This is a genomic window from Kitasatospora sp. NPDC048239, assembly GCF_043202015.1.
GTDB lineage: Bacteria > Actinomycetota > Actinomycetes > Streptomycetales > Streptomycetaceae > Kitasatospora.
Genome location: NZ_JBICZP010000033.1, coordinates 16,500 through 32,833, shown reverse-complemented (window position 1 = coordinate 32,833; position 16,334 = coordinate 16,500). Strand labels below are relative to the sequence as shown.

The window sequence follows — 16,334 nt, the reverse complement described above, 5'->3', positions numbered from 1 at the left end:
CTGTTGAGTTCTCAAGGAACGGACACTTCCTTCGGACCGCCTTCCAGCGGGCCCTCCGGGCGCTTCGTTCTTTCGTGTTTCCAGCTTATCAGATGCTCTCCGTGCCGTTTCCGGCACTTCCCTCATCCAACTCGCTGCTGTCTTCTGCGGCTTGACGCCCCGTCCGACGTTTCAAACTCTAGCCGATCCCCGCTGCATAAAGCGAATCCGGCCGCAATCCATATAAACGGGCACACCAAATAAGACCCGAGCCGCGAAGCCGAAAAGGCAGAACGCAGCCCAGCCCGAACCGGGTGTGGTGTTTGCAGGGATTGGCCGCCCCGGGACCGTCCGCGCCAATGCGTGTCCGGTGCTCCCAGCCGAGCGACCAGTGAACACTAGACCCGCCCGGGGCAAGAAGCAAAGTCGGCGGCCCGGCTCACGGGCCGTCCGCATGTCGTCCGTGGGCCGAACCGCACAGGAACCCCGCTGGTGCCTTCCCCGGGTACGACCGGCGCGACTGCAGCCGACTACCCGAGGTCCCGACATCGCTGCGCCAGACAGCGCAACCACAGCCGCTGCGCCGAGCACGCCTCCTCCAAGGACGCCGTTGCGAAGACGCCGTCCGCGAAACCCTGCTCGACCGTCCGCGCGACGACCGCATGGAGATGGCCGACGACCTGCGCGAGCCGCTCGGCGTGAGCTCGCTCCGGGAGCCGCTCGGCCCTGGCGTCCAGCATGCTCTGAAGGCTTGTGTAGTGCTCCCCGTCCTCGTCGTCGTACAGCGTCGGTATGCGGGGCAGCTCCTGCTCCGTGAGGTGCGGTACGGGCGGCCGCGACCCCGCCGGCTGCTCAGCCTGTCCAAGGATCCGGCTGACCACCACCCGGATCTCCTCGGACCGTCGAACCTCGGCGGCCAGGTCCTTCAGCAGGTCGACCAGCCTCGCGACCCCCTTCTCGTCCTCCGCAGCCAGAAGGCGGGCCAGCTCCGCGGCGAGTGCCTGGCCCTCCGTCGCAGCCCGGTCGAGCACCTCGTGGCAGGCGTCGAGCTCGTCGAAAGCCCTTCCTGCCGTCTGTACCGACTGCCGCAGCATCGCCGTCGCGTCGCCCTCGAACCGTCCGGCGGCGCGGACGAAGTCCTTTCTCGGCATGAGCGCCATGAAGAGCCCGTCGCTCTCCTCGTCGCCCGCTTCCACGTGCACGGAGACCATGTCCCGCCCCTTTCTCCCGAGCTGTGCGCTCCCCTGAAGGCGATCATGGACCAGCCCCCTCCGGAAGGCCATACCCGACCGCTCCCCGGCACCCGGCATCGCCCGGCACTGTCGCACCGTGCGGATACGATCCTCGGCGACGCCAAGCACCTGGGGGACGAGAGCGATGTCCGAGTACGACCCGGAATTCCATCTGCGCCTACCGAACGGCGGGCCGGTCGCCCGCGGCCGGCTGCTTGCGCAGAGGGTCAACGGCAGCCGGAAGTTCCTGATCCTGGCCGGCTCGCCCGTACGGTCCGACGTGGTGCCGTCCTTCGCTCTGGGAACCACACCGGCGTACCGGATCCGGCAGGAGTTGATCGATGACGGGACGATTCGGCCGTCCGACCAGTGGGACGGCTGGCTGGAGGTCTCGGCGGACATCGAATGCACCTCCCCCTCCGCGGCAGGCTCGATCCTGGCCGGCAGCAGCGTCAACGGCTGGGAGGTCTGGAAGACCGCTGACGGGCGGCCGCTGTCCGAATTCATGGACCAGGTGTGGTGGAGTGCCGAGCGGGCCTGGCTGGTCCGCGGTTCCAACGTCGCAGGGCTGGACCTCGTGCAGGAACTCTGGCTGCCTGCGGCACTCGTCAGCCTGCCCGCCACCCGCCTCCGGCCGGAGGCCGAGCAGGGAATGAGCAAGGACCGGATCCGCACCTTCGTCGACGAGGACTACGAGTCCGTGGCGACGTACAGCCAGCGAGGCCAGATAGTCGAGGACTGCCACGCGTTCCTCTCCCGGATGAAGCCGGGTGACACGATCTGCACAGTGTCCGGCGGTCGGCTCTACCGCGCGAAGGTCATCGGAGCCGCCGAGCAAGTGGCCTCCGACGACGGACGCTCCAATCTCCGGCGGCCGGTCGAGTGGCTCCCCGGCAGCTTCCCCTATGCCGAGCTGCCTGAGGAGCTGCAACAGAAACTCTCCGTCCAACAGGACATCGTCGACCTCACAACGGTCCTGTCCCAGATCGCCGGTCTCGGTCTGACCGGTCAAGAGCGCGCCCGAGAGATCGAGGCTACGGAGGCGTCCACCACTGGGACGCCCTCCCTCGCCGTGCTCCGGGAACTCGAACTCCCCGAGCCCGATCGGGAACTCGCCGACACCCTGCACCTGCACGACCTGACGTGGCTGCAGGAGATCCGCGATCTGTTGTGGGACGAACGCCAGCTGGTGTTCTACGGACCTCCAGGCACCGGCAAGACCCACCTGGCCATGCAGCTGGCCGAGTTCCTGGGTGGCGGTCCTGAACAGGTCAAGCTCGTACAGTTCCACCCCGGCTACGCCTATGAGGACTTCTTCGAGGGTTTCCGTCCCCGGGAGGATCCGAAGACCAAGGAGGTGGCCTTCCGTCTCACCGCCGGCCCCCTGCGCGATCTGGCCGACCTCGCCTCCCGCGAGGGCAACCGCCACGTCCCGCACTTCCTCATCATCGACGAGATGAACCGCGCCAACCTCGCCAAGGTCTTCGGAGAGCTGTACTTCCTTCTGGAGTACCGCAATCGATCGGTGCGCCTCACCTACTCCGGTGACGACTTCGCGCTGCCGCCCAATCTGTTCGTGATCGGCACGATGAACACCGCTGACCGATCGATCGCTCTGGTGGATGCTGCGATGCGCCGGCGCTTCGCCTTCGTCGAGCTGTCCCCCCGGGTCGAGCCCACCAGCGGCTTGCTGCGGCGGTGGCTCAGGGCCACCCAGAAGTCCGAGGAGCCCGCCGACCTCCTGGACGCTCTCAACGCGCGCATCGACGACCCCGACTTCCTCATCGGCCCCTCGTATCTGATGAAGCCGAGCGTCTACCGGGACGGCGGCCTCGCCCGTACCTGGCGCACCAAGATCCTGCCGCTGCTGGAGGAGCACCACTACGGCGAGGGCCTGGACATCGACCGCCGCTATGGGCTCGAAACGCTCCGGGCAGGCCTTCGCCGGCAAGGGAACACGCCCACTCCATGACCACCGTCGAGCTCGTCGAGCACGCCCGTCCGGTGTCCCGCCGGATCGACTTCCCCGCTGGCCGGGCCCTCGCCGCCTCCGGGATCGTCAAGGCGACGCCCGACCCACACCTCGCCGACCACTGGCTGCTGAAGGCCGGCAGCAAGGTCGGGGCGGTGACCCTGAGCGTGCCCGGCGGCACACCGATCACTCTGCGGATCGCTCCCAAGCTGGGGATCGCGCGCCTGTTCTTCCTGCTCGGCTACAGCCTCGACCCCCGGGGCTGGCGGGACGACACAGCCGATGTGGCCGAGCAGGAAGAACTGGTTCCTGCCGTCGCCCACGCCTTCGAACGCGTCCTCCGCGGCGCCCTCCACAGCGGGCTCGTCAAGGGGTACCGGACCACCGACGAGGCCGGCCTGGTGGTACGCGGCCGCATCCGGGAGGCTGAGCAAATCCGGCGCCGCTACGGTGCTGTGCTGCCGGTGGAGATCACGTACGACGAGTTCACCACCGACACCGCAGAGAACCGTCTGCTCCGCGCAGCGACCGACCGCGTCCTGCGGTTGCCGGGTGTCGCACCCGCCGTACGCCACCGGCTCCTGCACCACCACAGCCGATTCGCGGACGTGGCGCGCCTGGTGCGTGGCCAGAAACTTCCCGACTGGCAGCCTTCACGGCTCAATCTCCGCTACCAGCCGGCACTGCGCCTGGCCGGTGCCATCCTGCGGGACGGGTCGGTCGATCACAGCCCGGGTGACGTCCGCGTCCACGGATTCCTGTTCGACATGAACCGGCTCTTCGAGGACTTCGTCACGATCGCCCTGCGGGAGGCCCTGCACGGCGGCGACGGTCACTGCCGCCTCCAGCCTCGGCACCACCTCGACGAGCTCGGTGCCATCCGGATGAGGCCCGACTTCGTCCTCTACGGCAACGACGGGACACCCCGCGGCGTCGCCGACGCCAAGTACAAGGCCGGCAAGGCAGCCGGCTACCCGGACGCCGACCTCTACCAGATGCTCGCCTACTGCACCGCGCTCGGACTCCCCGAAGGCCACCTCATCTACGCGAAGGGCAGCGCCCCCCGCACATCGCACCAGGTCCGCCATACCGGAGTGACGATCCACCAGCACGCCCTGGACCTGGAACAGCCACCGACGGGACTGCTGGCCGAAATTGCCCTCATCGCCGACCAGCTGCGTTCCACGTCCGAAGAACCCGGGCCGGGCCTCCCTCCTGTCGCCGGGCAGGTCGGGAACCGAAATCCGTCGGTCGAGGCATTCGGATTGCGCAGCTGAGACCGACCACCGCCGGCGGGCCCGGAGCCCCACGCGGTTCGGGGGACCGCACGACCGTGTCCGCCAATCCCGCTACTGCCACGAAGAGCGTCCATTACGGTGGCGAGGAGCAGTTCAAGCACCACCGGCACCATGACGAGGACGGACGTGCACACGACTCCCCTGAGCCCCGACGACCCGACCGAGATCGGTGGATTCGAACTGATCGCCCGGATCGGCCAGGGAGGCATGGGCCAGGTCTACCTCGGCGAGTCCCCCAGCGGTGAGCAGGCCGCCGTGAAGGTGATCAAGCCGTCGCTGGTGGACTCCGAGACCCGCCTGCGCTTCGCGCAGGAGGTCGAGGTCCTCAAGACGGTCTGGGGCAACCGGGTGGCGGCCTTCCTCGACGCCGACCCGGAGGCGGATAAGCCCTGGCTGGCCACGGAGTACGTGGAGGGGGCCGACCTCCGACGGCACGTCGACGTCTACGGACCGCTCCCCGCCGTGCTAGTGGCCTCGCTCGGCGCGACGCTCGCCGAAGCCCTCGCGCTGGTGCACAAGCAGGGGTTGCTCCACCGGGACCTCAAGCCGGCGAACGTCCTGCTGGGGCCGAACGGGCCCAAGGTCATCGATTTCGGCCTCGCCGTGTTCGCCGAGTCGAGCTCCTCCCTCACCGCGCCGAACACCGTCGTCGGTACGCCGATGTGTATGGCTCCGGAGCAGGCGAGCGGCGTGAAGCCATTGACCGAGGCCGTCGACGTGTACGCGCTGGGCGCCGTCCTCCTCTTCGCTCTCACCGGCCGGTACCCGTACCAGGCGGCCAACGTCCACGTGCTCTTCCACATGGTCACCGATCCGGACACCACCCCCGATCTGGCCGGGGTCCCCGCCGACATGTCCCCGGTCATCGCCTCGATGCTCGCCCAGGAGGCCACGGCCCGCCCGTCGCTACCGAGCGTCGTCCAGCAGTTCCGTGCCGTCATCGAGGCTCAGGGGCTGAAGGTCGCCCAGGCCCGTCGGCGCCTCACCACGCTCACCGCGGCCCCTCCGGTGCCCCAGCCCGTCATGCCGACCCCTGCCGCGGACGTCGCCCCCGCCGCGACGGCCGAGGCAACCACGGTCCAGGCCCCGCCCCCCTCCACATCGGCAGCCGAGCCGACCGTGGTCCTGCCCACGCCCTCGGCACCGGACGAGGATCCTGCCTACACACCGACGCTCAAGGACGCCCCGGCAGCGGCAGCCGCGCCCGCCGACGCCCCCGGCCCGGCCGCCGCCCCGGCCTCGGTGCCGACGCCCCGCCCCGCGCGCCGGTCCCTCCAGGCCCGCCGCACGGCCCAGCAGCTGCGTGAGGCGTATGCGGCAGGCGCCTCGTTCTGACCGGCGCCGCGGCCTCTCGCCGCAACCGCCGTAAGCTCTTCACCTGGTGCGTTGTCCCGCAGGGACGGTCGCCAGGACAACCGCACAGCACGATGAACACAGGAGGCAACGGGTGACCCCCGAGCTGAGCAGCGCCACACCGACCGGGACCGCGAAGGACCCGTATCCGGCGGGTGCGCAGGTCTTCGTTCGGGACGAGGTGTGGCTCGTACGGAACAGCTCGCTCACCGAGCACGACGGCGCCCGCGTCGAGGTGGTCGGCGTCTCGGACTTCGTCCGCGACCAGGAGGCGGTCTTCTTCACCGCCCTGGACGAGATCGAGCTGGTCGACCCCCGGCAGACCAGGCTCATCGCCGACGACTCACCGAACTTCCGCCGCTCCCGCCTCTTCCTGGAGGCCGTACTGCGACGGACCGCCCTGCCGCAGTCCGAGCGCGGCCTGGCCCTCGCCGATTCCTTCCTGCTGGACACCCTGCCCTACCAGCAGCGGCCGGCCCAGCTGGCGCTGTCGGGCCGCAACCTGCGGCCGCGGATGCTGATCGCCGACGTGGTGGGCCTCGGCAAGACCCTGGAGATCGGCCTCACCCTCGCCGAACTGATCCGCCGCGGCCGCGGTGACCGCATCCTGGTCGTCACCCCGCAGCACGTGCTGGAACAGTTCCAGCACGAGCTGTGGACACGCTTCGCGATCCCGCTGATCCGGCTGGACTCGGTCGGCATCGAGCGGATCCAGCGCGAGATCCCCGCCGGCCGCAACCCCTTCACCTACTTCAAGCGCGTGATCGTCTCCATCGACACCCTGAAGAACACCGACCAGTACAAGCACCACCTGGAACGGATCAGCTGGGACGCGGTCGTCATCGACGAGTCCCACAACCTGATCAACCGCGGCTCCCTGCGCAACCAGCTCGCCCAGATCCTGGCCCCGCGCACGGACGCCCTGATCCTCGCCTCCGCCACCCCGCACAACGGCGATGCGAAGTCCTTCGCCGAACTGATCAGCCTGCTCGACCCCGCAGCCATCCGGGACCACGAGAACTACCGGGCCGAGGACATCGAGCACCTCTTCATCCGCCGCACGAAGATCAGCCAGGAGGTCCGCGAGCAGATGAAGGGGCAGTGGGCGGACCGCGGCCCCTCGCGGTCGGTCCGCTGCACGGCCACGCCGGCCGAGGAGAGGATCTTCGAGGAGCTGGCCGAGGTCTGGCTGCCCTCCGACGGCCGCAAGTCGGTCAGCGACGTACCGCTCTTTCCCTACACCCTGCTCAAGTCCTTCCTCTCCTCGCCGGCGGCGCTCAAGGCGACGGTCGAGGCCCGGCTCAAGACGCTGGCGAAGAAGGAGAGCCAGTCCGCGGTGGCCGCCGAGCGGAACGCCCTGCTCCGGCTGCAGGAGCTGGCGGGCACGATGTCCGACACGGACTCGGCCAAGTTCAACGCGCTCGTCTCCGAGCTGCGGACGATCGGCGTCAAGCCAGGATCCGACACCCGCGTCGTCGTCTTCTCCGAGCGCGTGCAGACGCTTGAGTGGCTGCGCACCGTCCTCCCAGCCGCGCTCGGATTCAAGGGCCGGGCCGCCGAGGGTGCCGTCCGCATCATGCACGGCGGCCTCAGCGACGAACAGCAGATGCAGTGCGTCGAGGACTTCGGCCTGGCAGACACCCCCGTACGCGTCCTACTCACCGGTGACGTCGCATCCGAGGGCGTCAACCTCCACCGGCAGTGCAGCCAGCTCGTCCACTACGACGTGCCCTGGTCGCTGATCCGCATCGAGCAGCGCAACGGCCGTATCGACCGCTACGGCCAGGCCCGCCCACCGGAGTTCCGCGCGCTGATCCTCACCAGTGAGGTCGAGGGCGCCAAGGACGACACGCTCGTCGCCGAGCGCCTGCTCGACCGCGAACGCGAAGCCCACCAGAAGCTCGGCACGGCGGAGGCGGTCACCGGCCTCTACCGCGCTGAGGCCGAGGAGAAGTCGCTCATCCAGGACCTGCTGCGCGGCCGCACGGTGGAGGAGTCCCTGGAGGCGCACCGCCCGCCGACTGACGAGGCCGACGGCATGGACGACTTCCTCGCCGACTTCTTCGGCTCGGTCGGTGAGGAACCCTCCGGTGAGGACACCTCAGTGCCCCGCGCAGACGTCCCGCGTCTGTTCGCCTCCACCCGGGAGTTCCTCGACGAGGCTCTGCGCGAGGTCTACCCCGACGCCCAGAGCAGCCTGGAAATGGACCGCGACGAGACCTCCGGCCTCATCTCGTTCCGTCCGCCCGCCGACCTCGTCCACCGGCTCAAGGCCCTGCCGCTCGACTACGTCCGCGAGCAGCGGCTGCGCGAGCGCATGCTCGTCACCCTCAACCGCCGCCTCGCCGAGCATTCGCTGAAGCGCGCCCGCGAGTCCTCCACCTCCAGCTGGCCGGAGATCTCCCTGCTCACCGACCTCCACCCGGTGGTGGAATGGCTCACCGACAAGGTGCTGGTGCGCCTCGGACGCCAGGAGGCCCTGGTGGTCACCGCGGACGTCGCCGAACCCACCTACCTGATCCAAGGCGTCTACTCGAACGCCCTCGGCCGGCCGACGGTGGTCAAGTGGATGGCGGTCACCCGGGACGGCGCCGTCGACGACGACATGGTGGCGATACTCCGCCGCTCCGGCGTCGGCCCCACCATGGCCAACCCCCAGAAGCATTGGCCCGTCGACCGGCTGGAGGACGGCATCCCCGCGGCGCTGGAGCGCGCGGAGGCCTTTCTGGAGCACCACCGCGAGGCCTGGGACGAACCACTGCGCGAGCCGATCGAGAAGTACCGGCTACGCCTCGGCGCCTGGGAGCAGCCGACCCTGGCCGGCGAGCGCACCAAGCAGCGGCTCGCCGGCATCGCCGACTCCCTGCTGACCACGGGCCGCCCGCTCCTGCGCGTCCTCGCCGTCCTCGCTCCCACGCCGCCCCAGGCCGTCTGACCCCTGAGAGAGCCCGTTATGACGTACGACTCCCTGGTGAACCGCGGCGACTACTTCTCCGCCCACTACCTGGCCGAGGTCCTGCCCAAGGACCTCAAGTCCGGGCTGCTGGCCACGTGGAAGGAGCGCGAGGAGGTGGCAAAGGCTGCGGCCTCCTCCGACGATGCGGAGCAGGACCCGGACGCCCTGCCGGTGACCCCGCGGGCCGGTCTGCGGGCGCTGCGCCGCCCCTACTTCCGCTCGCGGGCCGGCTTCGCCCTGCCCGAGTCCGTGGACGGTGCCGACGGTCCGGTTGAGACGGACGACGCAGCCACCTACGGCTCGCCGGCCTGGCGCGAGCAGGTGCGCCTGCTCAACGCGCGGGTCCTGCTGGCCCTCGGCTACGACGCCAAGCCCGGCACCATCACGGTCGAACGGGCCGACCAGGCCCACCAGGTGCGGGTCGCGCACAGCGAGAAGGGCCTGATCGCGCTGGACTGCGGCTGGGCAGCGGAGCCCGACGCGGCCCTGGACCCAGATGGCCCGGGCCGGCTCCTCGAACCGCTGGTGCTCGACGGGCAGCACACCGTCGCCACCGGGTCGAAGCTCGCCTCGTTCCTGTTCGCGTGCGAGGACGCCCCCCGGTATGTGCTGCTGCTGGTGGGCGGCGTGGTCGTCCTCGCCGACCGGATGACCTGGGGCGAGGGCCGCTACCTCGCGGTGTCGCTGGACGGCGCACTGGAGCGCAACGACATCAAGGTCGGTGGCGAACTCGACACGGTGGCCGCGCTGTTCGGCGCGGACTCGCTGCGCACGCCCGAAGAAGGCGGCGAGAACCCGCTCGCTGAGCTGGTCGGCAAGTCCACCAAGCACGCGGTGGGTGTGTCGAGCGACCTGCGCGACGGGCTGCGGACGAGCGTCGAGCTGATCGCCAACGAGGTGCTGGAACGCATCCGCGAGAACGAGGGCGTACGGCCCGAGGACGTCATGGAGCTCCCCGAACTGGGGAAGCAGCTGACGCGGGAGTCGCTGCGGTATCTGTATCGGATCCTGTTCCTGTTGTACGCGGAGGCCAGGCCGGAGCTCGGCATCCTGCCCGCGGACTATCCCGAGTACCAGCAGGGCTACGGGCTCGGCAGGTTGGGTGAACTCGTCGCCGAGCGGGACCTCGTGGACGAGAAGTCGCGGCGCGGGTTCTACCTGTACGAGTCGCTGGACCTGCTCTTCGGCAAAGTGCAGGACGGCTACCGGGCGCGAAAGACCCACGGAGTCGTAGAGGAGAAGACCTCGGAGGACGTGGGGCTGAGGTTCGAGCCGCTGCACTCCAAGCTCTTCGAGGCCGAGTCGATCAAGCTGATCGGCGAGTGCTCAGTACCGGACCCGCGCTTCGACGCCGACGAGACCGGCGAGGAGCGCTACCTCGACACACGGTTGCGCAACGCGACGCTGTACAAGGTGCTGCGCCTGCTGATGCTCACCAAGGGGCGGAAGGGCGAGCGCGGCGGCTTCATCTCGTACGCGCAGCTGGGCATCAACCAGCTGGGTGCGGTGTACGAGGGGCTGATGTCGTACAGCGGCTTCGTGTCGGACAAGGAGCTGTGGGAGGTCGCCAAGGGCGGCGACCCGAAGGACGGGTCCTGGCTGATCCCGAAGTCGAAGGTCGACGAGTACCCCGACACCGTGTTCGTCCGCACCCGGGACGAGGACACCGGCGAGGAAGTCCCGGTCCGGCACAAGCCGGGCTCCTTCGTCTACCGGCTGTCGGGCCGCGACCGGCAAACGTCGGCTTCGTACTACACGCCCGAGTCGCTGACCAAGGTGACTGTGCAGCTCACCCTCCAGCACCGCCTCGACCAGGACGGGACGATCACGGAGGCCCGCGAACTCCTGGACTGGAAGATCTGCGAGCCGGCCCTCGGGTCGGGCGCGTTCCTCAACGAGGCGATCAACCAAGTAGCGGCCGAGTACCTGCGGCGGCGCCAGGACGAGCTGGGCACGCCGATCGACACGGAGAAGTACCCGCTCGAACTCCAGAAGGTGAAGGCGTACGTCGCCCTGCACAACTCCTACGGGGTCGACCTCAACGAGACGGCGGTCGAGCTGGCCGAGGTGTCGCTGTGGCTGAACACCATGCACCCGGGCATGGAGGCACCCTGGTTCGGCCTGCACCTGCGGCGAGGGAACTCGCTCATCGGCGGGCGCAGGGAGGTGTACCCAGCAGAGAAGCTGAAGAAGGCCGCCTGGCTGGGGACGACGCCCGAACGCTTCCCTCTTAGGGACGCCGGTCAGGGCCTTCCCGTCACCGCGACGGAGCAGAAGACCCGCAGCGGGGATGTTCGGCGCCTGACCGAGAACGCTGTGCACCACTTCCTGCTCCCAGCCAAGGAGTGGGGGGCGATTGCGGTCGAAAAAGAGGCTAAGGCCCTCGCTCCAGAAGACGCGAAGGCCCTGAGCGCGTGGCGGAAGGCGATCACGCGGACGCCCACCGCCAAGCAGTCCGAGCGTTTGCAGGCACTGGCCCGCCGTGTCGAGTACCTGTGGGGTCTCGTCGTACGACGGCTGGAGATCTCCGAGCGTGACATCTCGCGCCGCATCGACGTGTGGGGCGCGGAGGACGGTTGGCTGCGGCAGCCCGAGCAGGCGGTCCAGCGGGAGGACGTGCTGGCCGACCTGTTGGCGGTCGACACCCCGTACTGGCGGCTCAAGACGCTGATGGACGCCTGGTGCGCACTGTGGTTCTGGCCGGTGCAGGAGGCCGCTCTGCTCGACGGCACCGACGGCCGCTACGTGCGGGCGGCGGATTTTGTGTCGGCGGACGAAACAGTACCGGAGGAGCCCCCGAGCCCGACTGTCCTGATGACGTGGCAAGCCGAAGACCTCTTCGGCGACCTCGGCGAGTCGGGGGAACTGACCCGCCAGGCCGTCGAGCGGCTGCGCACCGGGCGCCGCAGGGAGGCAGTACGCGAGCGACGCCGCCCGGTGACGGCGCTGGCTTCGCTGGACGACTGGCTGGAGTTCGCCGAGGCACTGGTTGGGACGAAGGACGTCGAAGCCGACTCCTTGGTGGGCCACTTCGAGACGCTGGACGATCTGAGCCCGTACGAGGATGAATTGCCCACCTACATGGGTATGGAGGTGGCCCACCGACTGGAATCACGCTTTCCATGGGTGTCCGTCTCCCGTGACGTGGCCGACTCTCAGGGGTTCTTCCACTGGGAGCTGGAGTTCGCTCAGGTCTTTGTGCGCGGCGGCTACGACGTACAGGTGGGTAACCCACCTTGGGTTCGGCCACGATGGCAGGAGGATTCAGTTCTGGCGGAGCTGGAGCCGTGGTTTGTATTGGACGACAAACCCAGCGTTGAAGAGTGGCGCCAGCGGAAGGAGGATGCACTCGGGGAAAGTAACTCGGCAGCCTCAAGCTATTTCACAACAGAACTTGCTTCTAATATCGGCACACTCGCATGGTTGAACTCAACACCGACACGTCCGTTGCTAGCCAGCACCCAGCCCGACATGTATCGAGCATTCATGTGCCAAGCATGGGAAAATCTCAGCAAGCACGGCATTGCCGGACTAATCCACCCCGACACACACTTCGGCGGCCCTAAGGAGCAAAACCTCAGGGCAGTCGCATATCAACACCTCCGCTTCCATGCACACTTTCACAACCGCCGCGGAGTATTTGCAGAGAATCACGCAAATACGGAATTCGGCATTCACATCTATGGCCAGACGCAAAAGGTTGACTTTACGCATATCAGCTGGCTATTTGCGCCGGAAACACTACTTGCTTCTATTCATCACAACGGCTCCGGCAAGCCCCCCGGCATCAAGCATGAAGGCCAATGGGATATTCGCCCCCATCGCGACCGCCTAATTCGAGTAACCGCGAAGGTTCTGGCCGAATGGGACCGGCTCGCGGGAAACGACACAGCAGCATCCGATAGGGCGATACTGCTATATCCAGTGACTCGAGATGAGAATTCGGCGATCTCGGCACTCGCAAATTATTCTCACAGGCTAGTCGAATTTAACCCTTGGACAAGCAGGGGATTTGACGAGTCACGAGACAGAGTCTCGGGAATCATCCAGCCCTCCACGGGGATTCCGAAGAATCTCAGCGATACCCTGCTCCAGGGGCCGCATATCGGAATCGCCAGCTCACACAACAAGCACCCAAAGATTCCATGCCGCACAAATAGGGACTGGGCGCCAGTCGATCTCACAGAGCTTTCCGCCAATGCGCAGCAAGGGACAAATTACTCACGAGCCTGCACCAGCGAGCAGTTTCTGCAGGCTCAGGAAGTATGGGGCGGCGAACCATGCACCCACCATCCTCGCATTGCTTGGCGCAGGATGATCGCTTTCGACACGGAGCGCAGTCTTTTCTCTACCCTTCTTCCTCGAGGCCCTGCCCACCTGTATACGATCAATGCAATCGGCCTCGAAGACAGCCGCCTGCTCGCCATGACGGCCGGGTTCTGGAACTCACTCAACCTTGATTATTTTATCCGAATCCTCGGACGTTCAGACCTAAACGTTGCAGATGCAGGACGACTGCCGACACCTACCATCAATCACCCCCTTGCAAACCCACTTCTGCTGCGCACTTTGCGCCTAAATTGCCTGACCAGCGCCTACAATTCCCTTTGGCGAGAACTTTTCGTGTCTATCTGGCCAGGTTCCGAGAACTGGGCCTACGACTGGCCAAATATCACGCCCCTAGCCACCCATCTCACCCCAGAGTGGGAATACAGTACTCCCCTGCGCACCGAGTACGAGCGTCGAGCCGCTCTGGTCGAGTTGGATGCGCTCGTCGCTGTCTGGCTAGGAATCAATTCAGATCAACTCGTTGCGATCTACAAATCCCGATATCCTGTACTCTCTGACTACGAGGCATCAATGTACTTCGACGCCAAGGGTCGCAAAATCGCGCGGAATCACAACACCTTCGGACACGGCCAGACCAAGGAGGACTACCTCACCTTCCTTGACCACTTGGCCAACCCCACTACTAGCCCGACCCCTGATGGCTACAACGCTCCCTTTCATAAGGCCGACCGCGAGACCGAGATGCGGGCCGCCCACGCACACTTCCAGGCGCGGCTGGACGCCGAGATCGCCGCCGGCCGCTGGACTCCCCCGGCGCCGACCACGATGTCCACCGAGGTCGCCGATAGCGCCGACGGCGATCCGAGTGCTGACATGCCCAGTGGCGAGGAAGCATGACGACCAATGAGGACTGGCTCGACGTGTCCGAGCTGCACGCCGGCCTACCTGCCTCCGAGTCTCCGAGTGAACCGGAAGCGCCGTCCGTCGAGTTCGACGACACCGGCCACAGCACCGGTGTAGAGGCGGAAGACGTCGGCGAGCGGAGCCGGGACCCTTTCGATCCGGAAAAGATCGAGGTCCAGCCCCGCAACATCACGATCTCCCTCGTACTCCAGCGGCTCCGGCGCCAGGCACTCGACCTGGCTCCGGACTTCCAGCGGCGCTCCGGCATCTGGAACGCCACGGCTCAGAGCCGTCTGATCGAGTCGGTCCTCCTGCGTATCGCGCTGCCCACGCTCTACGCGGCGGAGCGGGATGACGAGGCCTGGGACGTGGTCGACGGCGTGCAACGGCTGACGGCGATCGCTCGGTTCGTCGATCCGGACGCCATTGGGGGGAAGGAGCTCCGGCTGTCCAATCTGGAGTACCTGGACCGGTACAACGGCTGTTCTTTCCACGACCTCCCCGGGCGCCTCCAGACTCGCATCCTGGAGACAGAGCTCGTCATTCTCCTGATCCGTCAAGGGACCCCGGAGGCGGCCAAGTTCAACATCTTCGCCCGGATCAATACCGGGGGCCTTCCGCTGTCTCCCCAGGAGCTTCGGCACGCCTTGATCCCCGGGCGGGCACGCGACCTGATCGCCGAGCTTGCGGAGAGCAAGGAGTTCGAGGTGGCGACTGGCAACAGCGTCTCGCCGGACCGCATGTCCGACCGCGAGATGTGTCTACGCTTCCTGGCCTTCGCGCTAACCCCTCATGAGCAATACGACGCGCAGAACTTCGACGAATTCCTCCGGGCAACGATGCATCGCATCAATAAACTGAGCGACCGGGAAGTGACAGATCTGCAGATCAAGTTCAGCCTCGGGATGATTGCCAGCTATCTCATTTTCAAACACCACGCATTCCGCAAGCAGACCGGGGCGAGTCGACGCGCCCCGGTCAACAAGGCTCTCTTCGAAGCGGAGGCGGTGAACCTCGCCGCACTCGACAACGCCGACCTCAAGAAGCTCATGGAGCGCCATGAGGTCGTCATGGACCGGTTCAGGACGCTCATGGACGATCCGCAGTTCTTCGACTCGATTTCCAGTGGAACAGGAGACCCGGACAAGGTGAACTACCGATTCCAGTCCATCAAGGACCTGCTGCGAGGTGTCCTCGATGCTTGATCGGATCAGCCTGCGGAACTTCAAGGCCTTCGCCCAGCAGGAGATCGCGCTTGCCCCGTTGACGCTGTTGACCGGCCTGAACTCGTCCGGCAAGAGCACCGTTCTGCAGTCGCTCGCCCTGCTGCGCCAGTCGTACGACTCCGGCGACCTCGCACCCGTCGGCGACCGGGCTGCCGGCCTGCTGCTCAACGAGGAGCTGGTCCAGCTCGGCACCGGCAGGGATGTCCGCCACGAGGCATACACGGAGGAGGATCCCACCATCTCCCTGACGGTCACCGGTGATGGCTTGGAGGCAAGTTGGAGCGCGGAGTACGACCCTGAGGCCGACCACCTGCCCCTCCTCAAGGCTCCCGCCGATCCTGCCGGTCTCCTCCCGACCCTCTTTGGCCCCGGTTTCCAGTACTTGCGCGCCGACCGGATCTCCCCCAAGGACAGCTACCCGCGTTCCCATCACGCGGTGACAACCCGGGGATTCCTCGGCACGCATGGCGATCACGCCGTCAACTACCTCCGTGCGCACCAGGATGACGTGGTCGCTGCTGACGCGCTCCTCCGCACGGAGGCGTCTTCCGCCACGCTCCGGGCACAAACCGAGGCGTGGATGCAGCTGCTGTGCCCCGGGGTGACTCTGGAAGCGGTCGGGATTGACGGCACCGACACCGTGCGTCTCAGCTTCGGCTTCGGATCGGGCGTCTCCGCCTCCAACCGCTACCGGCCCTCCAACGTCGGCTTCGGGCTGACGTACTCGCTGCCGATCGTCGTGGCCTGCCTGTCCGCCAAGCCCGGTTCGCTGATCCTGCTGGAGAACCCCGAGGCCCATCTCCACCCCCAGGGCCAGACCTGGATCGCCTACCTCGCCGCTGCAGCAGCCGCAGCAGGGGCACAGCTGATCGTGGAGACGCACTCCGACCATGTGCTCAACGGCCTTCGGCTGGCGGTCAAGAAGGGGGACATCCCGGCGACCGACACCGCCGTCCACTTCCTCCGACGCGACGGCCAGCGTTGCGAGGTCGTCAGCCCGAGCATCGACGAGGACGGGCTGATCTCCGACTGGCCGAAGGGGTTCTTCGACGAGTGGGAGAACTCCTTGGAGCAACTGCTCGACTGAGCCTCCACACCTCGTTCCGCAGGCCATGACACGCACAC

The 16,334-nt window shown here is 67.1% G+C and carries 8 protein-coding genes; 7 read left to right on the top strand and 1 reads right to left on the bottom strand.

Going from position 1 to position 16,334, the window contains the following annotated elements:
- Positions 1 to 509: 509 nt before the first annotated feature.
- Entirely contained in the window at positions 510 to 1,340 is an 831-nt protein-coding gene (locus ACGFZP_RS38990) for a hypothetical protein (protein ID WP_392942089.1), read from the bottom strand.
- 16 nt (positions 1,341 to 1,356) lie between these two features.
- Here ACGFZP_RS38990 and ACGFZP_RS38985 point away from each other — a divergent pair, with 16 nt between their 5' ends.
- The 7 genes from ACGFZP_RS38985 (at position 1,357) to ACGFZP_RS38955 (ending at position 16,296) form a co-directional block, all read left to right on the top strand.
- Positions 1,357 to 3,183: a DUF4357 domain-containing protein gene (locus ACGFZP_RS38985; RefSeq protein ID WP_392942086.1), complete on the top strand. Its 1,827-nt coding sequence runs from the start codon at positions 1,357 to 1,359 to the stop codon at positions 3,181 to 3,183.
- Between the two features lie 32 nt (positions 3,184 to 3,215).
- Entirely contained in the window at positions 3,216 to 4,460 is a 1,245-nt protein-coding gene (locus ACGFZP_RS38980) for an McrC family protein (protein WP_392942083.1), read from the top strand.
- Between the two features lie 132 nt (positions 4,461 to 4,592).
- Positions 4,593 to 5,816, top strand: coding sequence for a serine/threonine-protein kinase (locus ACGFZP_RS38975; protein WP_392942081.1), 1,224 nt, complete (start codon positions 4,593 to 4,595; stop codon positions 5,814 to 5,816).
- A 112-nt stretch (positions 5,817 to 5,928) separates the two neighbouring features.
- A complete protein-coding gene (locus ACGFZP_RS38970) occupies positions 5,929 to 8,769 on the top strand; it encodes a DEAD/DEAH box helicase (RefSeq protein ID WP_392942079.1) in 2,841 nt (946 codons plus the stop codon).
- A gap of 18 nt (positions 8,770 to 8,787) precedes the next feature.
- Positions 8,788 to 13,977 (top strand): class I SAM-dependent DNA methyltransferase, encoded by a 5,190-nt coding sequence (locus ACGFZP_RS38965; RefSeq protein ID WP_392942077.1) that lies wholly within the window; start codon positions 8,788 to 8,790, stop codon positions 13,975 to 13,977.
- Positions 13,974 to 15,188 (top strand): DUF262 domain-containing protein, encoded by a 1,215-nt coding sequence (locus ACGFZP_RS38960; protein ID WP_392942074.1) that lies wholly within the window; start codon positions 13,974 to 13,976, stop codon positions 15,186 to 15,188. The genes ACGFZP_RS38965 and ACGFZP_RS38960 overlap by 4 nt, the downstream gene beginning before the upstream one ends.
- Positions 15,181 to 16,296, top strand: coding sequence for a DUF3696 domain-containing protein (locus tag ACGFZP_RS38955; protein ID WP_392942072.1), 1,116 nt, complete (start codon positions 15,181 to 15,183; stop codon positions 16,294 to 16,296). The genes ACGFZP_RS38960 and ACGFZP_RS38955 overlap by 8 nt, the downstream gene beginning before the upstream one ends.
- The last annotated feature ends 38 nt before the right edge of the window (positions 16,297 to 16,334 follow it).